At 50.6% G+C, this 24,053-nt stretch carries 23 protein-coding genes; 19 read left to right on the forward strand and 4 right to left on the reverse strand.

Going from position 1 to position 24,053, the window contains the following annotated elements; translation table 11 throughout:
- Positions 1–21: 21 nt before the first annotated feature.
- Together ACFQ88_RS03975 and ACFQ88_RS03980 are read left to right on the forward strand one after the other, a co-directional pair.
- A complete protein-coding gene (locus ACFQ88_RS03975; protein ID WP_239635127.1) occupies positions 22–528 on the forward strand; it encodes a hypothetical protein in 507 nt (168 codons plus the stop codon).
- Positions 525–1,442 carry a 2-hydroxyacid dehydrogenase gene (locus ACFQ88_RS03980; protein WP_379452091.1) on the forward strand — a complete coding sequence of 306 codons (918 nt, stop codon included), beginning with the start codon at positions 525–527 and terminating at the stop codon, positions 1,440–1,442. Before ACFQ88_RS03975 ends, ACFQ88_RS03980 begins: the two co-directional genes overlap by 4 nt.
- 167 nt (positions 1,443–1,609) lie before the next feature.
- Here the strand turns inward: ACFQ88_RS03980 and ACFQ88_RS03985 are convergent, their stop codons facing one another.
- Complete coding sequence (locus tag ACFQ88_RS03985; protein WP_239635129.1) at positions 1,610–2,359, reverse strand: GTP pyrophosphokinase; 750 nt, start codon at positions 2,357–2,359, stop codon at positions 1,610–1,612.
- A gap of 96 nt (positions 2,360–2,455) precedes the next feature.
- On the reverse strand, positions 2,456–3,343 hold the full coding sequence (locus ACFQ88_RS03990) for a LysR family transcriptional regulator (RefSeq protein ID WP_379452093.1): 888 nt from the start codon (positions 3,341–3,343) through the stop codon (positions 2,456–2,458).
- Positions 3,344–3,476: 133 nt separating this feature from the next.
- Here ACFQ88_RS03990 and ACFQ88_RS03995 point away from each other — a divergent pair, with 133 nt between their 5' ends.
- The 17 genes from ACFQ88_RS03995 to ACFQ88_RS04075 all read left to right on the forward strand — a co-directional run bounded on the left by ACFQ88_RS03995 (position 3,477) and on the right by ACFQ88_RS04075 (position 22,112).
- Positions 3,477–4,709 (forward strand): MFS transporter, encoded by a 1,233-nt coding sequence (locus ACFQ88_RS03995; RefSeq protein ID WP_379452095.1) that lies wholly within the window; start codon positions 3,477–3,479, stop codon positions 4,707–4,709.
- A gap of 264 nt (positions 4,710–4,973) precedes the next feature.
- Positions 4,974–6,473 carry an endonuclease/exonuclease/phosphatase family protein gene (locus ACFQ88_RS04000; RefSeq protein ID WP_379452097.1) on the forward strand — a complete coding sequence of 500 codons (1,500 nt, stop codon included), beginning with the start codon at positions 4,974–4,976 and terminating at the stop codon, positions 6,471–6,473.
- A 215-nt stretch (positions 6,474–6,688) separates the two neighbouring features.
- Positions 6,689–8,983 (forward strand): helix-turn-helix domain-containing protein, encoded by a 2,295-nt coding sequence (locus ACFQ88_RS04005; protein ID WP_379452176.1) that lies wholly within the window; start codon positions 6,689–6,691, stop codon positions 8,981–8,983.
- Between the two features lie 401 nt (positions 8,984–9,384).
- On the forward strand, positions 9,385–10,278 hold the full coding sequence (locus tag ACFQ88_RS04010) for an ABC transporter permease (protein ID WP_275590485.1): 894 nt from the start codon (positions 9,385–9,387) through the stop codon (positions 10,276–10,278).
- Between the two features lie 19 nt (positions 10,279–10,297).
- The gene (locus ACFQ88_RS04015; protein ID WP_379452178.1) at positions 10,298–11,173 is read left to right on the forward strand and encodes a carbohydrate ABC transporter permease; all 876 of its coding nucleotides are present in this window, start codon (positions 10,298–10,300) and stop codon (positions 11,171–11,173) included.
- Between the two features lie 123 nt (positions 11,174–11,296).
- The gene (locus tag ACFQ88_RS04020) at positions 11,297–12,841 is read left to right on the forward strand and encodes an extracellular solute-binding protein (RefSeq protein WP_379452180.1); all 1,545 of its coding nucleotides are present in this window, start codon (positions 11,297–11,299) and stop codon (positions 12,839–12,841) included.
- Between the two features lie 11 nt (positions 12,842–12,852).
- Entirely contained in the window at positions 12,853–13,251 is a 399-nt protein-coding gene (locus tag ACFQ88_RS04025) for a hypothetical protein (protein ID WP_379452182.1), read from the forward strand.
- A gap of 206 nt (positions 13,252–13,457) precedes the next feature.
- A complete protein-coding gene (locus ACFQ88_RS04030; RefSeq protein WP_379452184.1) occupies positions 13,458–14,357 on the forward strand; it encodes a polysaccharide deacetylase family protein in 900 nt (299 codons plus the stop codon).
- Positions 14,358–14,515: 158 nt separating this feature from the next.
- The gene (locus ACFQ88_RS04035; protein WP_379452186.1) at positions 14,516–15,706 is read left to right on the forward strand and encodes an oligogalacturonate lyase family protein; all 1,191 of its coding nucleotides are present in this window, start codon (positions 14,516–14,518) and stop codon (positions 15,704–15,706) included.
- Positions 15,707–15,899: 193 nt separating this feature from the next.
- Complete coding sequence (locus ACFQ88_RS04040; RefSeq protein WP_379452188.1) at positions 15,900–16,430, forward strand: hypothetical protein; 531 nt, start codon at positions 15,900–15,902, stop codon at positions 16,428–16,430.
- Between the two features lie 188 nt (positions 16,431–16,618).
- Positions 16,619–17,251: a 3-hexulose-6-phosphate synthase gene (hxlA, locus tag ACFQ88_RS04045; RefSeq protein WP_379452190.1), complete on the forward strand. Its 633-nt coding sequence runs from the start codon at positions 16,619–16,621 to the stop codon at positions 17,249–17,251.
- Positions 17,252–17,255: 4 nt separating this feature from the next.
- The gene (gene hxlB, locus ACFQ88_RS04050; protein ID WP_379452192.1) at positions 17,256–17,816 is read left to right on the forward strand and encodes a 6-phospho-3-hexuloisomerase; all 561 of its coding nucleotides are present in this window, start codon (positions 17,256–17,258) and stop codon (positions 17,814–17,816) included.
- Positions 17,817–17,978: 162 nt separating this feature from the next.
- Complete coding sequence (locus ACFQ88_RS04055; protein ID WP_239635143.1) at positions 17,979–18,509, forward strand: DUF2179 domain-containing protein; 531 nt, start codon at positions 17,979–17,981, stop codon at positions 18,507–18,509.
- Positions 18,510–18,672: 163 nt separating this feature from the next.
- Positions 18,673–19,884: an ABC transporter ATP-binding protein gene (locus tag ACFQ88_RS04060; RefSeq protein ID WP_239635144.1), complete on the forward strand. Its 1,212-nt coding sequence runs from the start codon at positions 18,673–18,675 to the stop codon at positions 19,882–19,884.
- Positions 19,881–20,561 carry an ABC transporter permease gene (locus ACFQ88_RS04065; RefSeq protein WP_239635145.1) on the forward strand — a complete coding sequence of 227 codons (681 nt, stop codon included), beginning with the start codon at positions 19,881–19,883 and terminating at the stop codon, positions 20,559–20,561. The genes ACFQ88_RS04060 and ACFQ88_RS04065 overlap by 4 nt, the downstream gene beginning before the upstream one ends.
- Complete coding sequence (locus tag ACFQ88_RS04070) at positions 20,561–21,457, forward strand: glycine betaine ABC transporter substrate-binding protein (protein WP_379452196.1); 897 nt, start codon at positions 20,561–20,563, stop codon at positions 21,455–21,457. The genes ACFQ88_RS04065 and ACFQ88_RS04070 overlap by 1 nt, the downstream gene beginning before the upstream one ends.
- A 22-nt stretch (positions 21,458–21,479) precedes the next feature.
- A complete protein-coding gene (locus ACFQ88_RS04075; RefSeq protein WP_239635147.1) occupies positions 21,480–22,112 on the forward strand; it encodes an ABC transporter permease in 633 nt (210 codons plus the stop codon).
- Positions 22,113–22,360: 248 nt separating this feature from the next.
- Here the strand turns inward: ACFQ88_RS04075 and ACFQ88_RS04080 are convergent, their stop codons facing one another.
- Together ACFQ88_RS04080 and ACFQ88_RS04085 are read right to left on the reverse strand one after the other, a co-directional pair.
- Complete coding sequence (locus ACFQ88_RS04080) at positions 22,361–23,203, reverse strand: 1,4-dihydroxy-6-naphtoate synthase (protein ID WP_239635148.1); 843 nt, start codon at positions 23,201–23,203, stop codon at positions 22,361–22,363.
- The gene (locus ACFQ88_RS04085) at positions 23,200–23,877 is read right to left on the reverse strand and encodes a futalosine hydrolase (protein WP_379453566.1); all 678 of its coding nucleotides are present in this window, start codon (positions 23,875–23,877) and stop codon (positions 23,200–23,202) included. Before ACFQ88_RS04085 ends, ACFQ88_RS04080 begins: the two co-directional genes overlap by 4 nt.
- Positions 23,878–24,053: the final 176 nt, after the last annotated feature.

Consider the following 24,053-nt stretch of genomic DNA (forward strand, 5'->3'; position numbering starts at 1 on the left):
AATATAAAAGGGGGAGGGACGATGCGGAAGATTTATTATGCTGCGGTATTTCTGCTGTTATTAGGAATCGGTATGTTTGTGTATATGAAGTACTTTCGAGTGGATTCATTTGAAGTTTTGCAATCCAGCATAAGCGACATCCTGCAAAAAAACAGCTTGAAGGAAGAGATTATTACCGCTACGGAACGCATCTTATTCGTAAAACCGGTGTCAGGTGACAAAATATACGCTGTCAGTATGGAGGGAAATGAAGTAACGATGGTAAGGCCTTTCTTTCATATAAAAGAAGGGAACCAGATTGACTGGAGAGTCAGCGAGAGGAACAATACGACACTGCTCGTGGGGCAGATCAACAACAGCAACATCACTAAAGTTACATTTAACGGAAAATCAGACGATATCGTATACTCGAATTACGACGGGGTCCGGTTTTTTTACGCAGTGAGGGACCGGTCTCAAACACTGCTTCCTTTTGCCATTGTCGGGACGAATGTGAAGGATGAAGTGCTGTATAAAAGCGTTCCGTGAGGAAGGGAGGGACGATTATCGTAGTAAAGCCCATTTGTGCGGTAGATCACAACATTCATTTATCTCCGGGAGAGCATGCCAGACTACAGGATTGTTTTGATGTAATCTACGTAGATTTCTCCCAGCCGCTTTCAGCGCATATCAAGCAGTCGGAGCTGCTGCTCATTCATACCCGATTGAATCATCAACTAATAAGAGAATTTCCTAAATGCAAGTACATAGGAATTAGAGCTCACAACACCGACTATATCGACCGAAGAGCGGCGGAAGAGCTGGGAATCACGATTACAGGCATTCCCCAGGCAGGTGAGCATTCGGTTGCTGAGCATACGTTCGCCTTAATTTTCGTTCTTTCCAAACGAATTCTCCAGTCTCACAACAATGTCATAGGCGGACGATGGCGGGACGGATTGCAACCCAACCTTGAGCTGTATGGTAAGAAGCTGGGTATTATTGGATATGGAAACATCGGACAAAGAGTAGCCGCCATCGGCAAAGCTTTAGGGATGACCATCTTACTCGCTGCAAAAGAGGGCACTGATGCGGACGGAATGATACCGCTGGAGGATGTATTGAAGGAAGCGGATATTGTTACGATCCATGCCTCGACCCGTGCTGCGAATACCCCCTTGTTGAACCGAGAACGTATTGCAATGATGAAGCATGGATCCATGCTGATCAATACGGCGAGAGGAAAGCTTGTAGACCATACCGCTTTGGAAGAAGCGCTGGAGTGCGGCAGATTGTTCGGCGCGGCGCTGGATGTGTTTGAAGTAGAGCCTGCCGTTAACGAAAGGATATGCTTGCGTTCGGATGTTATCTGCACTCCGCATCACGCGTACTATACAACAGAGACATTATTTGTAATGAATTCGCATTTAATCGACAATGCCATCCATTATTACCTGCGGTAAGCCGACTGCTGTATGCATATATCCCAACGCGTCAACAAAAATCGCTAAAAACGAACGGCTGACGGCGATTGGAATCGATTTTTGCGCTTACCCAGGAAATATTGTTGGGGAAATAAAACAAATACCCGGGAATGAATTTCCCGGGCTTTCGTGCATTCACGGCACGATTATTCATTTACCGGAACATCGCCGATCAATCGCAGCAGAGCTTCCGGCAGCTGGTACTGCTGGTTGCTGATGCTGATCTGCTTCAGCTCCTCACGCAGCTCTCCGGTCTGAGCTTCCTTCACTTCCGTGATTTCATTATGCAGACGCTCCATCTTCAGATCAAGCGCGGCAGCGGAATCCGATGCCTCTTTGAGTTCCTGCAGCAAACGGGTCGGTACTGTCCGGTTATATTTATAGTAGATTTTGTGCTCGAGGCTGGCCCAGAAATCCATCGCGATGGTCCGAATCTGTACCTCGACGCAAACATTTTCCTGACGGTCGGACATGAAGACAGGAATCTCCACGAGCATATGGAGGCTACGGTAGCCGTTCGGCTTCGGATATTGTATGTAGTCCTCAATCTCGATTATTTTTAAGTCGCCCTGGTTTTGCAGCATTTCGCTGATCCGGTAAATATCCGAGATGAATGAGCACGTAATACGGATCCCGGCAATATCCTGGATATGGTTCTTGATGCTGGGGAGAGATATATCATGGCCTTTTTTGTGCAGCTTCTTCAAAATGCTCTCGGGCGATTTCAGCCGGGATTTCGTATGCTCAATCGGGTTGTAGTCATGGAAAAGCTGAAACTCTTCCTTTAAAATTTCGAGCTTGGTCTCGAATGCGTCCAGAGCGAATTTATAGGCCATTAAAAATCGCGTGATTTCATTCTTAAACTTGCGGAATTGTTCCATAGGCAGTGTATTCACGGTAAAGCCCCTTTCCAGCGAATCCGGAGATTCAATTTGGTATCCTAGTCAAAAGCATAATATAACCGCGGAGCAGAAAGCAAATATTGCTCTTCTCTATAGGGTATACTGTGCAAAATACTGCTGTACTTTGCCAATAAAAGCTTGAGCCGCGTGGCCGAGAAAACGGTCCTTGCGATATATAATGCCCAGGCTCCGAGTGGGGGCTTCATCCTCAATACGAATGCAGCGAAGCGTGGACTCGTTCATCGATTGAATCAGCGGCTGCGGCTGTACCGTTGCGCCTATATTAGCCCGCACTAGATGGATGACAGAAGTGATGGAGGACGTCTCCATCGTCGCGGTGACCGTAAATCCCTGCTCACGGCAGCAATTATCGACGATCTCCCGTCCGATCATGCCCTTGGGGAACATGACCATCTCGATATGCCGCAGCTCATGGAGCGCTATGGACTCCAGATGGGCCAACGCATGATTCTCGGAGACGACGAGCACATACTCTTCCGTACATATCGGGATTCGAACCAGTCTGTCGTCGGGATAAGGCATGATCCCTATACCAATGTCCACTTCATTCTCCAGCACTTGCTCGACGATTTCCACGGATGAGCGGACGGTGAGCTGGAGCTTGGGAAACTCATGATAAAAATCCACCAGCAGTGCCGATATGCGATAATCGAGATCGGAAGGCAGCGTCCCGATCCGCAATGACCCCCGTTGATAGCTCTGAAGCTCCGATATCGCGTCTTTGACGTTCTGCAAATTACGGATGATCTGAATGCTTTGATCGTAGAGGATCTTGCCGGCTTCGGTTAAGGCGATCTTTTTCCCGACACGGTCGAAGAGCGGGATGTTCAGCTCGTCCTCCAGAGAGCGAATCTGCTGGCTCAAGGTTGGCTGGGAAATACCGATGTTCTCGGCAGCTCTAGTGAAATGCAGCTCCTCACATACGGCAATGAAATATTCCAATTGTCGAAGCTCCATTAAGTAAGCCCTCCATTATTGGTGATACCAATGATAATAATAGAAATAATTGTATTGATCAATCGTATGATTCCTCTTACACTACAATAACCGGAGTCCAATATGACACAGTGTGAAAGGTAGGGGATCAATCATGCGCTTCAAGTATGGATACTTGATATGTGCGCTTTTTCTTGCATCATTAAATTTGCGGCCGGCTATCTCATCGATTTCACCGCTTCTGGAGTCGATACGAGGTGATCTGGGAATGAGCGGTTCGGCCGCCAGCTTGCTGACGTCCATCCCGGTTTTATGTATGGGGCTATTTTCTCCAACAGCGGTGAAACTAAGCGGACGTTGGGGAGTCGAGCGGATGCTGACTCTCGCGATACTGCTGATCGGAGTGGGAACCGTGCTTCGGGTTTTCGCGGGATCATCGCTGCTAATCCTGATTACCGCGTTTGTTGCGGGGATGGGGATTGCGATAGCAGGACCTCTGTTGTCCGGCTTTATCAAGAAATATTTTGCCAGCCGCGCTTCATCGATGGTTGGCATTTACTCTATGGCGATGGTGCTGGGGGCGGCATTGAGTGCGGGGTTGTCCGTACCGTTTCAGCATCTGCTGAACGGCTGGAGAGGCTCGTTGGCTTTGTGGGCGGTGTTTGCCTTGATCGCGCTCCCTATATGGTGGAGATTGGCGAGAGCGGGCCAACAGCATGACCAGCAACCGGCGGAAGCGAGCCGACGTGCGGCCGCGGCTCCCGCTGCTTCGAGTGCACGGATTCCATGGGGAAATAAGCGAGCATGGCTGTTGACCTTGTTTTTCGGACTCATGGCTACCATCTTTTATTCAATTACTGCGTGGCTAGCGCCTGCTGTGGAAAGTATGGGCTATGACAAGTCGGTTGCCGGAGGCGTGCTAACGTTATTTACATTCATTCAAATCCCTGTAAGCTTGGTGCTGCCGTTCCTGACACAGCGTTTTCCCAAACGGATGTACTGGTTGATGGGCTGCGCATTGCTAGAGCTTTCAGGATTTATGGTGTTCATGATGGGCGGCAGCCCTTGGATCGTATCGATCCTGCTGGGAATCGGAGCGGGCGGCTTGTTCCCGATGGCGCTGATGCTGCCGCTTGACGAAACCGGCAACGCGGAAGCCGCAAGCGCTTGGTCGGCTATGAACCAATCGGGAGGCTATATTATCGGCGCGTTCGGCCCGATATTCGTAGGTTGGCTGCACGATGTAACAGGCAGCTTTACGCAGCCGTTTGCGGGCTTGGCTGTATTAATTGTGTTCATGCTTGTATTGCATTGGAAAATTGGAAATAAAAAGCAAGCTCAGCATTCCGTCACCTCGGTTGGCAAAGTGAAGGTGGAAGCAAGCTAAATGAAATAATAACAGTGATGGCCGAGGACTTTCTGCACCTCTATCGATGGATTTCGATAGGGGTGTTTTTCATTTAACGGCATTAACCAAAAGAAGACGAACGTGTACAGCCATTCGCATCTTTTACATTCAACATTTTATAATAAAGGGACAATGATCTAAAAAATGGTTAATACCGGAAACGCATGATTTAAGGTATGATCGGATATGGGAAACGTTGGGAAACCAATCAAGCTCGAACTTATGACGAGGAGGCAAGAAAGAATGAGAAAGTATCGTATGAGAGCCGCTGTTATTATTTTGCTGCTCACAGCATTCGGACAAGTACTGGGTCAAACAGCGGCAAGCGCTGAGTCGGAGGGTACGTCGGATTCGGGGCCTCTGCGGCTGATGACGTTCAATCTGCGGACCGCCAACGCGGCAGACGATCAGCCTTGGGAGAAGCGGCGTCCGGCTATGAAGCAGCTGATTGAACAGGAGCAGCCCGATCTTATAGGGACGCAGGAGGGCATTCAGAGGCAGATCAAGGATCTGGAGAGCGATTTGCCGGGATACGACTGGATCGGCGTAGGCAGAGAAGGCGGCAGCTTGGGCGAATATATGGCAATCTTTTACAACAAAACACGCCTAAAGCCTTTGGAACAGGATCATTTCTGGTTATCCGACACACCGAATCATATTAGCTCCACCGGCTGGGGCAACCGGATTCCAAGAATGGTCAGCTGGGTGCGATTCCAGGATTTGCATAACCGCAAGACGTTTTATATGGTCAATACGCATTTGGATCATGAATCGGAACCTGCGCGGCAGCGAAGCGCTCAATTAATCATCGACAGGTTGAAGGAGTTCGATCCCAACGTTCCGGTTCTTTTGACGGGCGATTTCAATACGTATCCCGGAGGAGCTACCTATTCGGCATTCATAGACGGAGGACTGCACGATGCCTTCCTTGATGCGCACCAGCGGGTTAACGATACCCTGGGGACTTTTCATAATTATAAGGATCCAATCGGAGGCGGAAGCTCCAAGCGGATCGACTGGATCCTGTACCGCGGTAAAGTAAATGTCATTCGGGGGGAGATCGTAACCTCCACTCTGGACGGTCAATACCCGAGCGATCATTATCCTGTTACGGTCGATTTCGTCCTGCAAAAAGCTAGCAAAGAGACCGGGGAAACCGTCGTGAAGCGGCCGATTTCAACAGCGCTGCAAATTACGGAGGTGGTTCCTAATTCGAACGGCAAGGGCAATTTCAATTATGTCGAGATCTACAATAACAGTGATCACGAGATCGATCTGGAAGGCTACAAGCTGTACTATTATTACGATCCCGCGCTTCCGTTTGATAAAGGCAAATCGAACAAATGGGTCATAACGAAGGACAAGTATAGTACGGACAGCATCATCAGGCCTAAGGAGACGAAAGTGATCTGGATCAAAAAGCAGCCCTGCTGTTATGCTTTGGATATCAGTGACTTTAGGCAAAACTATCAGCTGACCGAGCAGGATTTGAGCGCGGATAAGCTGTTGGCGGTATTCACGCCGGGAGAGAACCAAGGACTGAACGGAGTCGCTACGACGGGACGGGCACTTGGTATTGTATCACCTGACGGAGCACATCTGGTCGGAATCCGGTATAATAACGGAGTCCTGGATGTAAATGCGAATGAGTCCGTAATTTACTCGGAGCCGGATGCGCTGGACAGCATCATGCGTAAGAAGGCGGCCCATCAGACACCTACACCGGGCCAAGCCCAGCCTTAAGAATATTTACCGCTTTCCGCCTAAGCAACCTTAGATAATCGAACGACCGGCTCCCTTTGTTGTCATGTGAGATGACGATGGAAGCCGGTTTTTTTTTTAATGTAAACCGCCATGAGGATAGAGGGCTTTAGACGTCCGGGGTAGAACTATATCTACATACAGGTGCAGCAGCAATAATAGGGCACAGTAGGATCGTTCCGTTAAGGGAGGCAGCTATGCTAAGAGGGAAATATTTTCGCAACAGCCTTGCTTTAATTCTGGTCATTTCAAGCATTCCCGGTCTGATCGTCGGAGGAGTCATCTACGGGATCGCCGGCGGATGGCTGGAACAAGCGCTGCTCCAGCTGCACAAGAGCCAGATCGTGCAGAGAGCGTCCAACGTCGACGATCAATTCGCTTATATGGAGACGTCATTGGCTCATTGGGCGTTTGATCCGAAGTTCAACAGCAACCTGTACGAAACGTTGTTTTACCGGGACTTTGAAATTGCCCGCGATATTACGAAGACGCTGAATGTCATGCAGGGCTCAACGCCGTTAGCCAAAAATGTCGAGCTGTATTTAAGCGGTCCGCAGTCAACGCGCTTCCATCCCGAGTATGATGCGGTAACCGATAAAGCGGTGGAGGCGATGTATCAGGACATCTTCACACATGACAATATGGCGTTCTGGATGCAGCTGGCCGCGGATCCTACGGATCTGCAAGAGCAAAGCCTTGCGCTGGTCCACAAAATTCCCGGAGTCGATACCCACCCGTTCGGTGCTGTCATTGTCCGAATCAACGAAGACAAGGCGGCGAATCTGTTAACAACGTTAACGCCGTATAATGTCGGGGAAACGTTCCTTATGCAAAGCGGCGGGACCATGCTGCTGACCAGCTCCAAAAGCCCGGATTCGGCATCCTTCAACGAAATCCTAAAGCAGGAAGTCGTAAGTAGAGGCGGAAGGGAAGGCTCCTTCCTGTTCGATTACAACAAGAATATGTATACGGTTTCATATGGGACGCTTCAGCGCATAGGGACGGAGTGGATGTACGTTTCGGCATCACCGATCAGCGCGATAACGAAGCCGGTCGATTTTGTGTCCAAGCTGATCTTGTCGGCCAGCGCGGCAGCGCTGCTGTTAGCTCTGATCTTATCCTGGTATGCTTCCCGGAAAATTTATTCGCCGGTACGCCGGCTTGTCGCACTGTTGAACGGACATCAAACAATTACGAATTCAGCGGCCGAGCATCACGATGAATTTACGTTAATCGAGAAGCAATGGGTGCATCTATCACGGGAAAGCAACCTGCTGCAGTCGAAGCTCGAGGAGCAGCTGGCACATGTCAGAGAAGGATTTTTGCTGCAGTTGATTCAGGGCTTCCTGTATTCTTACTCCGAGGAGGATTTGCGCGAGAGAATGCGCGGTTACGGCTGGGAAGTGGACGGGAAACAGTTTATCGTTATGCACGTTCAATTAACCGGCTTGGCGAACCTGGAGGGGCGTTTTACTCAGGGGGACGAGGGCTTGATCACCTTTGCCGCCGCGAATATGGTGGAAGAGCTGTCAAGCAGCCGCTTGTCCCAAGCAGATGTCATCAATTTTCACGATTTATCCTTAGGATTGCTGATCATGCTGCCGTCTGAGGAGGAGTATAAAGAGGCACTTTATGAGCTTAGCAGCGATATTGTTAATGGCATTAATAAAATATTAAAGCTTCAAGTGTCGATTATTATTAGCAAGCCCGCCACCGCGATCGATCAAATCCCTTCCTTCTATGAGGAAGCGAAGCAAGCCTCGGGCTACCGTAATTTCGTGAGCGAAAATCAAATTATGGATCTCGAATCGATCGATACGGCAAAGGAAACAAACGAGCAGCGGTACCCGTTTGCGCTGGAGAGGGAGATTGTCCAAGCGATTCGTACCGGTCAGCAGCCTGAAGCTGAAGCGCTCATCACCTCATTTCTTGATGCACTTCTGGAGCGGGGAGCCAAGGAGATGGAGGTTCAGCAGTCGATGCTGCAGCTGCTGTTCAGTATTTTCCACGCTATAAGACAGCTCGGAATGGATCCGAATCAGTTGTTCGGGACCGCCAATATGTATGAGCAGTTCACGAGCTTACGGGAGCCCGACAAGATGCTTGGCTGGTTCAGCCACAAGATCATCCGCCCCTTTGTCCGCGAATTGGAGGCAAGATCGGACGTTCAATTGAAAAAGGTCGTGGAAACCGCCAAAATCTATTTGCAGCAGCGCTACATGCAGGAAATTTCTTTGGACACATGCGCGGATTATACCGGAATGAATGCCGTCGCATTAAGCAAGGCGTTTAAGCAGGTGACCGGTATTAATTTTATCGACTATTTGACGGAGCTGCGCATGGATAAAGCGAAGGAGCTGCTTCGCGACACCGAGCATAAAATCAACGATATCGCGGTACAGGTTGGTTATCAGCACAGTTACTTCAATCGCATATTCAAAAAGCATACGGGATTTACCCCGAGTCAATATCGGGATATGCACCGCATTTAACATGCAGCATCTGCATGCGGGAAATAACGTTTCAAGTCGATGTCTTATTACAGGCATCGGCTTTTTTTGCGTTATTTCGGGGAGAGGAAAGGCTTGAGTTGTCGATAGTCGGGAAGGTCCGCCAGTGAGGCGAAAACGCTTCTAAACCCAGACGGGACAACGGTTTCAAAAAAGTATTAAGCCTATTAAAAAAGTACTAGAGCCCGAAAAAGCGCTTCCAAAAAAGTGTGGTTGCCGGAAAATAAGGCGGCGTATATGTTGGGTTTAGTAAGCGGTTACAAAATGCTGCGACAAGAGGCATAGATCGAGAAAAAGGAGTGAGAGGAATGGACAAAGTATCGCGTGCAGAACAGCTCCCTACGGACGTTTCCGCAAGCGCAGCTCGCAAAAAGAACACGTTAATGAAACGAATTCTGCAGGATAAATATTTGCTGATGCTTCTGCTGCCCGGTTTGGCCTACTTCATTATTTTCAAGTATGTCCCTATGTGGGGAGTGCTGCTGGCGTTCAAAAATTATCAGCCGTTTCTCGGATTTTTCCAGAGCGAGTGGGTCGGCTTCGATAATTTCCGGCAATTTTTCGGGGACCCGATTTTTTTCCGGTTAATGAAGAACACGCTGCTCCTCGGTTTGTATGACATGGTATTTTTCTTCCCTGCTCCAATCATTCTGGCTTTGCTGCTCAACGAAGTCCGCATTTCGATCTACAAACGATTCATTCAAACAATGATTTACATCCCGCATTTTATTTCTATGGTTATCGTCGCAAGTATTACGTATTTGATGCTGACTACCGAAGGGGGCATCATTAACGAGCTGCTCGGCCAGGCTATCGGCCGCAAAATCGAATTCCTAACCAGTGAGGACTGGTTCAGGCCGCTAATCATTACCCAGAGCCTGTGGAAGGAAATGGGCTGGGGAACGATTATATTCCTCGCCGCGCTGGCCGGTGTAGATCAGGAGCAGTATGAAGCAGCCATCGTGGACGGTGCGAGCCGGTTTCGCCAGCTGTGGCACATTACGCTTCCGGCCATCCGAGGAACGATTATTGTCCTGCTTATCTTGCGCATGGGCAACTTCCTGGACCGCGGGTTCGAGCAAGTATTGCTGATGAGCAATGCTCTTAACCGCAATGTTGCCGAGGTGTTCGATACGTACGTCTACACGATCGGGATTACGCAAGGCGCATTCAGCTACAGCACGGCGGTCGGTTTGTTCAAAGCGGTGATCGGGATCATCCTCGTGCTGTCATCCAACTATTTGGCCAAGAGAGCCGGACATTCCGGCATATTTTAGACCGAAGGAGGCTTCAGCCGTGAGACATAACACGTTAGGCGGTAAAATTTTCGACGTTGCCAACTACACGTTCCTTGGCCTGGTGGCCCTTAGCATGATTCTGCCGATCATGTATATCGTGGCCGGCTCGTTCGCTACCGAGATTGAGCTGAGCAACCGCGCGTTCTTCCTCATTCCGAAGACGGTCACGTTGAACGCTTATGAGTACGTGTTTAAAGACAACGCGCTGCCGCGCAGCTTGCTTGTATCGGTGTTCGTCACCATAGCCGGTACGCTGGTCAATCTGTTCTTCACGTTCACGATGGCCTATGCATTATCCCGGCGCAATATGGTCGGACGCAATATTGTCATGAACATGGTGGTCTTCTCCATGCTGTTCAGCGGCGGCATCATTCCGACGTTCCTCGTTGTGAAGAGCATGGGACTGCTCAATTCCTATATGTCCGTCATGATTCCAACGGCGATCAGCGCATTCAATTTGATTGTTATCAAATCGTTCTTTCAAGACATTCCGAACGAGCTGATCGAATCGTCGAGAATCGACGGCTGCACCGACCTTGGCGTTCTTTGGCGTATCGTCCTGCCGTTATCCAAGCCGGTCATCGCAACGTTTGCGCTATTTTACGCGGTCGGTCACTGGAACGATTTCTTTAACGCGCTGCTCTACATTAGCGATGCCAAAAAATGGCCCATGCAGGTGCTGCTGCGCCAGCTGATCCTGCTCGCCTCCGGGTCGCTCGACATGTCGACGATGGACCCCGAATACGTCAAGCCGCCGGACCAGTCCATCAAAATGGCCGTCATCGTCGTAGGGACGCTGCCAATACTGCTCGTCTACCCGTTCCTGCAAAAGCATTTTGCCAAAGGGGTGCTGCTCGGCGCCGTAAAGGGCTAAGGACGCTGCTACTCTATTGATTCAGGTTGATAATAGCCGGTGCTTATCCCCGTCAGAAGCGGTAAGCCGCCTGCGTATCATACAAGTTGTTCATTTCTGTGACAAGAAAAGGGAGGAACAAACATGAGATGGAATGTCAAAATGTCTAAAAGAACGGCGGCAGCAGCTGTTAGCATCGCCCTGCTAGCGAGTATATTTGCAGGCTGCAGCTCGGAAACGAAGCCGGCAGCACCGGCGGAAGGCGGCACTCCGGCCAAAGAAGCTCCATACAAAATTTCGATCATGATGAAAAGCTTCCAGAATGACGCGATTACAGCGGAAAGTAAAATTTGGAAAAAAGTAGAAGAGTACACGAATACGAAGATGGAAGTGTTGTTTACGCCGGACGCGGCTTATAACGACAAGCTGAACATTACGCTTGCTTCCGGTTCCATGCCTTCCGTTATTTTCACTGCCAACGCCAAGCTGCCTTCGATCGTTAATGCCATTAAAGGCGGGGCGTTCTGGGAAATCGGACCTTACTTGAAGGACTATCCGAACTTGCGCCAAATGAATACGACCATATTGAACAACACCTCGGTGAACGGAAAAACGTACGGCTTGTACACGGCAAGACCGTTAGGCCGCTTCGCGATTTCGTACCGTAAGGATTGGCTGCAAAGTGTCGGGCTGGCTGAGCCGAAAACACCGGAAGATTTTTATAACATGCTCAAAGCATTCAAGGAGAAGGACCCGGACAAAAACGGCAAAGACGATACGTACGGCATGGTAGTAACCAAATATTCCGGCCCTTGGGATATTATGCAAACGTGGTTCGGCGCTCCGAACAAATGGGGTGTAGACAAGGACGGCAAGCTCGTTCCCGCTCATTTGACCGCGGAGTATATGGATGCGCTGAAATATTTCAAAAAGCTGTATGACGAAAAGCTGGTCAACCAGGACTTCGCCGTATACGATTCGGCCAAATGGAACGATCCGATCATTAACAATCAAGCGGGGGTAGCCGTCGACGTCGTGGACCGTTCTTATCAAATCGATGAGAAAATGAAGTCGGGCAATGTGAAGGGCGAGATGGACATCATCGGCGCAATCAATGGACCTAAGGGACCCGTTACCCCTGCGACGACAGGCTACGGCGGTATCTTCCTCATTTCCAAGACCGCGGTGAAGTCGGAAGCCGAGCTGCGCAAAGTGCTTAATTTCTTCGATAAAATCGACGATAAAGAATACCAGATCTTAATCTCATACGGACTCGAAGGCACGCATTATAAGGTGGAGGACGGCAAGCTCGTTACGATCTTGTCCTCCGACATGCCGCAAGCGCCGGATATTAACATCAAGAGCCTCAACCAGCTGCTGGTCGGCGTGCCTAACGTGCTGGATACTGCCTTCAAAGCCGGTACTCCTCTGAGGGAGAAAGCGAATGTGGTGAAGGCAGCCAACGAAAAGATTGCGCTGGCGAATCCGGGTGAGCCGTTAATCTCTGCAACTTATACGCAAAAAGGCGCTCAGCTCGATCAGCAGGTCGAGGACGCGAGAATCAAGTTCATCGTCGGCAAAATCGACGAGGCCGGCTTCAAGGCGGAGATGGAGCTATGGAAGAAAAACGGCGGTACGGAATATATTAAGGAAATGAATGACGCCTATGCCGAAAGCAAGAAGAAATAAGCGGTAAAAGCATGAAAAAACCAGTCTGCTCCGATGCCGGTGCAGACTGGTTTTTTTGCCGTTCGATACTATATCATATAATCGTCGTAATCTTTATCGCTTCTCGGTTTCCGTCTATGCAGGTACAAAGAGATCAGCAGGATGAGCACGAACAGAAGGTAATAAATGGCGCACTCGACCCCATCGCGGGAATTCATATAAAAGATGATGGCGAAAGGGAGTGGGAACAACAGGGAAATCCAGATGATGTTCTTCAAGGCTGCACCTGCCTGCAAACGAAATTTGGTTCTAATGATATCACGAATCCTGCAGGAAATGAAGAACCAGCGGCGCGTCCCTTGCGGAAGGGCTGCAATAGATGTTCATTTGGCGAAATGGCGAAACCAGAAGCAATGGAGCATCGTAAGTAGTTAGATGATCCCGGCCGGTTTACCTGGTTGTGACAAATGATTGAATGTCTGACATCACTTGCACAGGGAAATGGCGTCCGCAGCTGGGGCGGAAGTTTCCTAACGCATGCAAATCTGGTATGATTCCACATAGGAATGCGAGGCACTGCAGCCTCTATCGCTGAATCGAGTTCGCTCGGGAACAGATACATATTAAAGGAGCTATTATGCGTAAAAGAATCATCCTAATCAGTCTTGCAGTCATTATTTGTATCGGGGTATGGTTGGCGGTGGACAGCAGGTCAACCGGTTTCCGCAATCAGGTTGCCGTATTGACCTATCATCATGTCGATACGGTGGAATCAGAGTACACAATCTCTCCGGAGAGGTTAAGGGACCATCTCGAGGCTTTGAAGGCGAATCAGTTCAACGTTATCACCACGGAGCAATTCGTAGCCTTCCTGAAGGACGGCAAGCCGGTTCCGCCGAACGCCGTAGTCATTACGTTCGACGACGGTTACGAATCGTACTACCGTTATGCTTATCCTGAGCTTAAGAAGCAGGGGATGCCCGCCACCAACTTTCTCATTGTAAAATCCGTAGGAGACCGGTCGGCGGAAACGCCGTTCATGACCTGGGATGAAGTCAAGCAGATGGCGAAGGACGGCTTTGATTTTTATTCTCATACGTATGATGCCCATGGATTCGGTGTGGATGCTAAGGGCAAACAGCTGTCTCCGTTAACTCACCCTAACTGGTCGGATGCGTTAGGCCGCATGGAGACCGAAGAGGAATACAGCAGCAGAGTGCTGAACGATTTGACGCAAGCAGAAACGATTCTCCGACAGCAGCTGGGCAATAAGCTATCCGTCCTGTGCCTGCCCCACGGCCGGTATACCCAGTCGCTAATCGATATCGGGAATAAAGCGGGAATCCATTATTACTATACCGGTGATTATGGACTGAACAATCCAGGCGATGTTCTTGTCAAGCGAGTTACGGCCGGAGTGCCGACTTTAACCGGACAAGGGCTCGTCGATAAAATCAACAAGCAAACAACAATGCTTGGCAAAGCCGAAAATGTAGTCAAAAACATCGTTTTACAGATCAGGTACCGTTATTTCTAACGGATATCCGCTGTGTGACAAGCCTTTTCAAAAAAGTGCAAGACGGGAAATAAAGTGCTAGCCGCAATCAGGCCGTTTTCAAAAAAGTGAGATTGTCCGCAATCCCTTTATCCGGTACGCTTATCGAGGAATCTAGACGGATTGAAGGGGTGGCTAAGATGAGTTCTTCTGGTAAAGGAAAGGTTTGGCCTGCAGAATGGAAAACGACGAAAGACCTGATTACAGGAATTCCGATGCGTCAACTGACCAATTATTTGGCGCATAGCTTTCACCTTTATTTCACTAACAACGGCTGGTATGCTAATGGCAGCAAGCTGCTGTTCGGCTCGGACCGCAACAACAGCACGAATTTATTCAGCCTGGATTTGAATTCAGGGGAAATTACTCAATTGACGGATTACACGCAGGATGCAGGTGTTGGAATCCAGCAAGCGTTTATTAACGCCAACGGATTGGAAGCTTATTTCTCCAAAGGCAAACAAATCATAGCGATTCATCTGCAAACGCTGGAGGAAAAGGTGCTGTATCAAGCGCCGGAAGGGTTTCTCTTAGGCAATCTGAGCAGCACGTCGGATGGAGTCTGGCTGTGCACTTGCGTGAAGGAAGACTTGTCTGACCGGATCCCTACTTCTCTTGGTGCGGGATATATCGGGTTCGAGGAGACGGCGAGAGCGAAGCCTCATTGCAAGATCGTGAAGATTCCTACCGCAGGAGGAGAGTCTCAAGTCATCCATGAGGATAAGGTATGGATCGGCCATGTCAATACTTCGCCGACGCAGCCGCATCTGCTGAGCTTCTGTCATGAAGGTCCGTGGGATCTGGTGGACCATCGGATTTGGTGTCTCAATATGGAGACCGGAGAGCATTGGAAAATTCGTCCTTCCGAAGACAACGTGTTCGTAGGACATGAGTACTGGCATGAAGACGGCGTGACCATCGGCTACCATGGCTATACGGAGTCGCTTCACAATAAAGACGGCAAGTTCATCGGCTCGATTAAGTATGACAATACGGACAAAGCCGAGAGCGCGTTTCCTTTTCAAAATATGCACGTCCATTCCAATGATGCCAGCCTGATTGTGGGCGATGGACAGCAAACAAGCGCTTATCACGGCGCACAGTATCAGGACACCGTCTGTCTGTGGAAACGCAGAGAAGACGGCACGATGGAAGGTCCTCGTATTTTGTGCAGACACCGCGGAAGCTTTCAGGCGCAGAAGCTGCACGTTCATCCGAGATTTAGCCCTGACGGCAGCAAGGTGTTGTTTACCAGCGACATGACCGGCTATGGCAACTTGTATTTGGTGGATGTCCCCGACTTTGAATCTTTGCCTATGCAGCCGGAGTAACGATCTGGCGGTAAGAGGGCAGGCTGCGTATTGCAGCCTGCTTTTTGCTGTCCGATGGACCGTGTAGCCCGCTGAACGGGGTTTACCGGCATGAACCCGGATTATCCTCGTAGGTCCTGCGGAACTGGACAAGCGGGATAGTTATCCAGTAGAGTTAAAATGACAGTTTACGAGAGTAGAGGAGACCGGATTTATGACTATCTCATGGAAAACCGCGATGTTACCAGCCGCTGTGGCGCTCAGCTTTGTACTGATCATCCCCGCCATTGCTAACGAGCCGGCACCTGCCGAACGGCCGCAGCTGGCGCTGCCAAGCGAGATGGCGTTTCAGCTGCCAATGAACAATTACTGCAGCCAGGAAGACGACTTGGACGTTTCGTTTCAATTGTCCAACGCATCGGATGAAGCCGCGAATGTAACTCTGTTCTTTTACAAGCAGGACGGAACCTCGTTCACAGAGGAAGGGACGTCTTATCGGGATATCGGATCGACGATCGTTCCCGGGAAGCCCACGACTATCGCGGCGAACGGAACACAGCTGTACCATATTAATTTCGGCAATCATAAAACATGCGGCGAGCGGATCTATTTAGGCAAGATCAAAGTCAATTCAGGCCAAGTATCTTTATTGGCACGAGGATGGGTTAATTCGACCGATGGAGTCGAGCCGATTACAGTCAATGATAATAAACGGTTTGAGCTGATCGCTCCTGCCAAGCCATAATAGCATGGAACAAACGGCGTTGAATCTGAAGCTTTTCTTCAGACGACGTCGTTTTTTTGTACCCCGAGATCGGCTCGATTGGTTTCGTGGAAGTGCCTACCCCACTTGAAAGTGCCTTCTTCCTAAATTTTTTCAGCCGGGCTACAATGTGCTTGTGATCGAAATCAAATCTTGGGAGTGAGCAAATAATGGAATTACAGCTGGCATTGGATCTTGTGGATATTCCTCAGGCGAAGGAATTGGTCAAGGAAGTAGCGGAATATATCGATATAGTTGAAATCGGCACACCGGTTGTCATTAACGAAGGATTGCGTGCGGTCAAAGAATTGAAGGAAGCCTTTCCTTCCTTGAAAGTACTGGCCGATCTGAAAATTATGGATGCGGGTGGCTATGAAATTATGAAAGCTTCCGAAGCCGGAGCGGATATTATCACCGTGCTCGGCGCAACCGACGATATGACGATTAAAGGTGCCGTTGAAGAAGCGCGCAAACAAAATAAGAAAATTATGGTCGACATGATCAATGTAAAAAATATCGAGCAGCGCGCACAAGAGATCGATGCGTTGGGAGTAGATTATATATGCGTGCATACCGGATACGACCTTCAAGCCGTTGGCAAAAACTCCTTCGATGAGCTGCTTACGATCAAGCGGGTGGTCAAAAATGCTAAAACCGCGATTGCCGGAGGCATCAAGCTAGGCACATTGCCGGAGGTTATCAAGGCACAGCCGGATCTGGTTATTGTGGGCGGTGGAATTACCGGGCAGCAGGACAAACGAGCGGTAGCAGCAGAAATGCAAAAAATGATCAAGGCAGGCTAACCCCATGCCGACGAATCATTATGCAGAAGCTATTGCTCGCGAGCTGCAGCAATCGGTACAGTATATAGCCCATGCGCAGACCGACAAGCTGGAGAATGCTATTGCAGAAGCCGCCCACGTCTATGTGGCCGGAGCAGGACGATCCGGGCTGATGGGGCGTGCTTTCGCCATGCGGTTAATGCACTTGGGGATTACATGCTATGTGGTAGGGGAGACGGTAACACCGGGAATGCGAGAAGGCGACCTGCTGATCATCGGTTCCGGTTCAGGGGAGACGAAGAGTCTGGTATCGATGGCGGATAAAGCCAAGAGCTTGAATGCTCAAGTGGCGCTGGTCACCATAAACGCTGAATCAACCCTAGGTCGAAAATCGGATGTTGTAGTTACTCTGCCAGGGGTAACTAAAGACCAATCGGCCGGAAGCGGCGTGGAGACCATACAGCCGATGGGCTCGCTGTATGAACAGACATTGTTATTGTTCTACGATGCGGTTATTCTAGGGCTAATGGCCAAGCGCGGGCTAAGCTCATCTGCGATGTACGGCAGACATGCCAATCTAGAGTAGGGAGTCGATATGGCTGTACGGCTCGAAACTTGAACCATTCGGAACCGATTCCGGATGGTTTTTTGTCGTGTGCAGAATCCTGAATTTGGAAAGAAGAAGCGAATGAGTTAGAATAAAGCCAAGCCATGGCATACAAACTACAGCTAGAAAGAGGCGATAAGGATGAAAGTTGCGGAAACCATAATTACGATCATCGTCATGAACATTGTGTACGTCTCGCTATTTACGATACGGATTATTCTTGTTATGAAAGCAAGGCGGATTTTGGCATCCTTCATCAGCATGTTCGAAGTGTTTGTGTATTTAATGGCGTTAAATATCGTGTTGAGCAACATCGATGATCCATTGAATTTGGCCGCTTACTGCGTCGGGTGGGGTGCGGGCGTCTGGCTTGGCATCATGATTGAAGAATGGATCGCGCTCGGCTACTCCATATTGCAGATTGTAGTCGATTATGAATCGACGAAAATTCCAATGACCTTACGAGAAAAAGGCTATGGCGTCACGAGCTGGACAGCGGAAGGAAGAGATGGTCCGCGGCTGGTCATGCAGGTGCTGACCCGGAGAAATCAGGAGAAGCGGCTGATGCAGCAAATCACGGAGCTTGCTCCTAAAGCGTTCGTTATCTCCTATGAGCCGCGCACCTTCCGCGGCGGCTTCTGGACCAAACGATTGAAAGACCTCAGACCATGAGGTCTTTTTTGTATTCCGTGGAGGGAAGCAAGATCCAGTGATCGATCGGACACAGCTTCAGCTATTGTGCATATTTTCTCAAGTAATAAAGGAACGTTGCAAATAAATGATTCAATTAATGGAAATTGGGGTAAACCATAAAAATATAAAGGAGTTGGGACGATTGATACGATTCGAAAATGTCAAAAAGACGTATGAAGATGGCTATGTAGCACTCAAGAACATCGATCTTGAATTCAAGGAAGGGGAGCTCACCGTCCTGATCGGACCGAGCGGCTGCGGGAAAACGACCTTAATGAAGCTGATCAACCGGCTGAACAATCCGAGCTCGGGCAAGGTATCCATCCGCGGCAAGGATTTATCCCAGATAGACCCGGTCGAGCTAAGGCGCAGCATCGGTTATGTCATTCAGAACATCGGCTTGTTCCCGCACATGACGATTGCAGCCAATGTGGCCGTAGTGCCTCGGCTGCTTCATTGGGATAAGGCTCGCATCGATAGCAGAATAGATGAGCTGCTGAGGCTGGTTAACCTGGAACCGGACACGTACCGTAACCGCTATCCTGCAGAGCTGAGCGGAGGGCAGCAGCAGCGGATCGGCATCATTCGCGCGCTGGCGGCGAATCCGGAAATTATTTTGCTCGATGAGCCCTTCAGCGCATTGGATCCGATCAGCCGAGAGCAGCTGCAGGAGGAGCTAGTAAGGCTGCAGCAGGAATTGAAGCAGACGATAGTTTTCGTCACGCACGATATGGATGAAGCGTTGAAAATAGCGGACACCATCGTATTGATGAAAGATGGCGAAGTCGTACAAATGGGGCGGCCGGAGCAAATATTGCGCCACCCTGCCAACGATTTCGTGAAGAGCTTCATCGGCGAGAAACGACTGCAAACAGAGTCGCCGGGTGAACTGTTAACCGTGGACGATGTCATGAACGAGAACGCGGTAACGGCATTCCCTACCCGAGGGATGGCGGAAGCCATTAAGCTGATGGAGAAGCGCAAGGTCGATTCGTTGATCGTCGTGGACCGTCAATCGAAGCTGCTAGGCTTTGCAACGATATTCCGGGTGCTGGACCGTTACCGGGAAGAAAACACGACGCTTGCGGATGTAATGAAGCCTTTCGAGCATGTGGTTGAATCGGGAACACCGCTGGCAACAGCGATAGCGCTGATGAATGATTATTCACTTCCTTATGTCCCGGTTATTCGCGGGGGACGTTTTGCCGGTCTGATAACCAAAGGAAGCATCGTAAGACATTTGGCGGAAGTATATACTCCTGTGGAAGCAGAGCCGCATAACACGGAAGAACGGACGGTCGAAGCTCTTAATGATGCCGTTCCTGAGGCAGTGAAAGGCGGGGGAGCGGTATGATCGGAGAATACTTCGAATTTGTAGCCGGCCGGCAGGCCGATATCCTGCGTGCTCTTCAAGAGCATCTGATTATTTCTTTCGTTTCGGTACTGATCGGAGCCATCATTGCCATCCCTGTCGGTATATGGTTGGCGGGAAATCGCATACGCGTGGTGAACAGCCTGGTATTTGTTATCGCCAATATTTTGCAAACGATCCCGAGCCTCGCTCTTCTCGCGATCCTGATCCCTTTACTGGGCGTTGGCAGGGTTCCCGCCATCTTCGCTTTGTTCCTGTATTCGTTGATGCCGATTCTGCGCAACACGTATTCCGGGTTCCAGTCGGTCGACCCGAATTTGATCGAGGCAGCCAAAGGAATGGGGTACAGCAAGCAGCAGACGCTGCTGCAAATTCAACTGCCGCAGGCTTTGCCTTACATTATGTCGGGCATTCGTGTCACCACCGTGTACATTATCAGCTGGGCGACTTTGGCTACGCTGATCGGTGCCGGCGGCTTGGGCCAGCTTATTTTTGCCGGGATGGGTACGAATAAGAAGGAGCTCATTTTCACAGGAGCCATTTTGGCCGTATTGCTGGCATTAATTACGGATTTTCTACTGAACCTTGCCGAGAAAAAGGTGACCGCACGCGCAAACCCAGCGGCTATGGCGTCAACCGGAAACCGGGGTGGTCATTGATGAAGAGCACACGGCGAATGGGCTTGCTGCTGGCAGCTGCAATCGGTTGGACGGCCGTGTTAAGCGGCTGCGGTACCGGTGATAAGATCATTATCGGCACGCAAACGTATTCCGAGCCCAAAATCCTCGCGCAAATGCATAAGCTGCTCATTGAGGACCGGACGGATTTGAAGGTCGACGTGCTTCCGGATTTGGCCTCTAGTACCGTAGTTCTGCAAGCGATGAAAAGCAACGACGTGCAGATGGCGATTTTGTACACGGGCATGATATTCGATAACTATTTCCCGATTGAGCCGACAAAAGATCGCGCCAGCGTCCTGAAGCAGGCCAAGGAAGGGTTTGACAAGCATTTCGGCATGCAATGGCTCGATCCGTACGGCTTTGAGAATACGTATGCTTTTACCGTGAGGGACGATGTGGCGAAGCAAAACAATTTGAATGCGATATCCGATGTCGCACCTACGGCTGGTAATATGACGCTTGGCGTCGATACGACCTGGCTTGAGAGGCAAAACGACGGTTATCCGGCGTTTCAGAAGCACTACGGCATCACATTCGGCAAGACGCTTCCGATGGAGGTCGCGCTCGTATACAAGGCGGTTGCGAGTAAAAATGTCGATATAGTGCTCGCTTATTCCACCGATCCGCGCATCAAGGAATACAGCCTGAAGTCGTTGAAGGACGACAAGCAGTTCTTCCCTCCGTACGATGCTTCGCCGGTTATCCGCAAAGATATTCTCGCCAAGCATCCGGAGCTGAATGAAATCATGAACCTGCTGACAGGCAAAATCGACGTGAACACGATGATCGAGCTGAATTACGAAGTGGACGTCAATAAGCGGAATGAGAGAAAGGTCGCGGAGGAGTATTTGAAAAAGGTCGGTCTTCTCAAATAATTGGATTCCGGAGGTGATACTATTGGCGTTATTTTTCCGATATGTAGGAGAAAACTGGACGTATTTACTGGAGCTTGCTTACCAGCATATCTTGATGGTGATTCTTGGCTTACTGCTGGCTTTGGTGGTTGGGGTGCCGTTGGGACTTGTAGCGGCGCGGGTTCCCAAGCTCACTAACCTCATTTTGATGCTCGCCAACATCATACAAGTATTTCCGAGCATGGCTTTGCTCGTATTGTTAATGATTGCGTTCGGACTCGGCTTTACAACCGTTGTCGTAGGGCTGTTCCTGTATTCACTGCTCCCTGTTATCCGCAACACCTATGTCGGACTTACCCAGGTGAATCCGGCGATTACGGAAGCGGGGAGAGGGGTCGGAATGAGCACGTCGCAGCTCTTGTTCAAGGTACAGCTGCCTCTTGCGCTGCCGTTCATTTTCACGGGAATCCGGGTCGCTGCCGTCATTGCTATCGGGGTGGCTACCATTGCTCCGCTGGTGGGAGGCGAAGGACTTGGCCGCGAAATTTATGCAGGCATTAACATGGATAATCCGGCAAGGCTTTATGCCGGCGCAATCCCGGCGGCTCTGCTCGCCCTATTGGCGGATATGCTGCTCGGCGTTCTGCAAGGGAAAGTAAGCAGAGGAAGGGCATAAGCGACATGTTCTTGAGGACCTGAGTTACGACGGTGTAACGTAACCAGGTTGCTGCTGGATGAACCGTTATCCGGAATCGATCCTTTCTCGAGAAAAGAGATTACGCAAGCGCGGGACTTACAAGCAAGTTCCATGGGGCGATATGGAATGGATCGTTCTGCATTGTCGATCTCCATTGCAAAAAAACCGACATCCCATGCCGATTGACTGGCAATGGAATGTCGGCTTTTTGCCGTTAAGCAGCGGTATTACGACCGCAGCAGCGAGAGATCAAACTCGGGAACAAGGCCTTCCTGTGAAGCGCGATGAAGCAGTGCGGTTACAGCGGCATAGCCGTCCTCACCCAAATTCCCCGTGAATTTGTTCACGTACAGATCAATGTGCGCCTGCGCCACCTCGGGAGACAGCTCTTGAGCATGGCTCATCACATAGGGTCTCGATAGCTCCGGATGTGCCCATGCATACTCAACGGATGCGCGAGTCCATTCAGCCAGAGAGGCCAAATCCATGGAACGGCGGGCGATAATGGCGCCGAGCGGGATCGGCAGTCCGGTGTCGCTCTCCCACCAGCTTCCCATATCGGCCAACAGCGTCAGCCCGTAGGAAGGATAAGTGAAGCGGGCTTCGTGGATAACAAGCCCTGCATCGATGATACCGTCGCGAACGGCGGGCATAATTTCGTGAAAAGGCATCACGACAATTTCGCCGACTCCGCCCGGAACGTTCTGAGCAGCCCAAAGGCGGAACAACAGGTAAGCGGTGGACCGTTCGCTCGGCACCGCAACGCGGCGGCCGCTGAGCACGGAAGGGTCGCTCGTTGCCGTCAAACGGCCCGACGTAAGGACGAGCGGGCCGCAGCCGCGACCCAGCGCACCGCCGCAAGGCAGCAGCGCATAGTCTTGTAATACCCATGGCAATGCGGCATAAGAGATTTTGAGCACTTCCGGCCCGGTGCCGGATGCTGCCCAGTTGTTCGTGATGTCGATATCGGCATACGTAACCTCAAGCTCGGGTGCGCCGGGAATCAGCCCGTGAACCCAAGCGTGAAAGACGAACGTGTCATTAGGACAAGGTGAAAAGGCAATCTTCATTTCAATACCTCCTGTAGTACGGTACCGGCCGCTTCCAATGCGGCCAAAGCATCCCCGATACGCCATGCCGACCGATCTCTCGGTCCAACGGCGTTCGAGATAGCGCGCAGCTCCAATACGGGCAAGCCGTATTCCTGGGCTGCGCTGGCTGCGCCGAAGCCTTCCATCGCTTCGGCAGCGGCTCCGGGCACGCGCTCGGCTAGCGCGGCCGCCGTAGCAGCGGACCCTGTCACCGTGGACAGGGTGAGCACCGGCCCCAGCTGCGCAGGAATCCCCGCAGCGGCGAACGCATCTGCCAGCCGCTTCGCCCGGCTGGCGTCGACGGGCACCCTGGACGAGCCGAAGCCGAGCTCGTCCAGGGTGGAGAAGCCCTCAGGCGTCTCGGCGCCAAGGTCGGCGGCGATGATATCGCTCGCTACGACGAGCGAGCCGACGTCCGCCCGACCGCTGAAGCCGCCTGCGATGCCGGCGACGACGACAAGATCGTAGCGCGCGGCAGCCAGCGCTTTCGTCGTGCGGATGGCCGACGTCACCGGCCCCACACCTGCGGCGATAACCTCAAACCGGGGGTTATCGGCAAGCCCGCGCTGCACGGCGTCTCTTTCGGCGGAGACCGCGGTTACTACGAGGACTTTCAGCTCCTGCGGTTCTTTCATTAGAATAATCTCCTTCATTGAATCAATATAGGCAACCTTCATGACCAGGTAATAAAATAATAAGCATAAAGAAAATTATAGTACACTTTGCGGAAATTGCAAAGAAACACGCGAGTGATGAGCTGCTGTTCATAAGGAATGCAGTTCACAATTTGAAGCTTGTCGCGGCTAGGAGGCTGTGGTAATATGGATAA

It is taken from the genome of Paenibacillus sp. NPDC056579 (genome assembly GCF_042793215.1).
GTDB lineage: Bacteria > Bacillota > Bacilli > Paenibacillales > NBRC-103111 > Paenibacillus_S.

Bases quoted from the DNA above. Each gene is read 5' to 3' on its own strand.
- ACFQ88_RS04020 (WP_379452180.1), top strand. From the start codon at position 11,297: ATGAGATGGAATGTCAAAATGTCTAAAAGAACGGCGGCAGCAGCTGTT.
- ACFQ88_RS04070 (WP_379452196.1), top strand. From the start codon at position 20,561: ATGAAGAGCACACGGCGAATGGGCTTGCTGCTGGCAGCTGCAATCGGT.
- ACFQ88_RS04000 (WP_379452097.1), top strand. From the start codon at position 4,974: ATGAGAAAGTATCGTATGAGAGCCGCTGTTATTATTTTGCTGCTCACA.
- ACFQ88_RS04035 (WP_379452186.1), top strand. From the start codon at position 14,516: ATGAGTTCTTCTGGTAAAGGAAAGGTTTGGCCTGCAGAATGGAAAACG.
- ACFQ88_RS04030 (WP_379452184.1), top strand. From the start codon at position 13,458: ATGCGTAAAAGAATCATCCTAATCAGTCTTGCAGTCATTATTTGTATC.
- ACFQ88_RS04065 (WP_239635145.1), top strand. From the start codon at position 19,881: ATGATCGGAGAATACTTCGAATTTGTAGCCGGCCGGCAGGCCGATATC.
- ACFQ88_RS04010 (WP_275590485.1), top strand. From the start codon at position 9,385: ATGAAACGAATTCTGCAGGATAAATATTTGCTGATGCTTCTGCTGCCC.
- ACFQ88_RS03990 (WP_379452093.1), bottom strand. From the start codon at position 3,343: ATGGAGCTTCGACAATTGGAATATTTCATTGCCGTATGTGAGGAGCTG.
- hxlA (WP_379452190.1), top strand. From the start codon at position 16,619: ATGGAATTACAGCTGGCATTGGATCTTGTGGATATTCCTCAGGCGAAG.
- ACFQ88_RS04040 (WP_379452188.1), top strand. From the start codon at position 15,900: ATGACTATCTCATGGAAAACCGCGATGTTACCAGCCGCTGTGGCGCTC.
- ACFQ88_RS03995 (WP_379452095.1), top strand. From the start codon at position 3,477: ATGCGCTTCAAGTATGGATACTTGATATGTGCGCTTTTTCTTGCATCA.
- ACFQ88_RS03975 (WP_239635127.1), top strand. From the start codon at position 22: ATGCGGAAGATTTATTATGCTGCGGTATTTCTGCTGTTATTAGGAATC.
- hxlB (WP_379452192.1), top strand. From the start codon at position 17,256: ATGCCGACGAATCATTATGCAGAAGCTATTGCTCGCGAGCTGCAGCAA.
- ACFQ88_RS04025 (WP_379452182.1), top strand. From the start codon at position 12,853: ATGAAAAAACCAGTCTGCTCCGATGCCGGTGCAGACTGGTTTTTTTGC.
- ACFQ88_RS04080 (WP_239635148.1), bottom strand. From the start codon at position 23,203: ATGAAGATTGCCTTTTCACCTTGTCCTAATGACACGTTCGTCTTTCAC.
- ACFQ88_RS04055 (WP_239635143.1), top strand. From the start codon at position 17,979: ATGAAAGTTGCGGAAACCATAATTACGATCATCGTCATGAACATTGTG.
- ACFQ88_RS04085 (WP_379453566.1), bottom strand. From the start codon at position 23,877: ATGAAGGAGATTATTCTAATGAAAGAACCGCAGGAGCTGAAAGTCCTC.
- ACFQ88_RS04005 (WP_379452176.1), top strand. From the start codon at position 6,689: ATGCTAAGAGGGAAATATTTTCGCAACAGCCTTGCTTTAATTCTGGTC.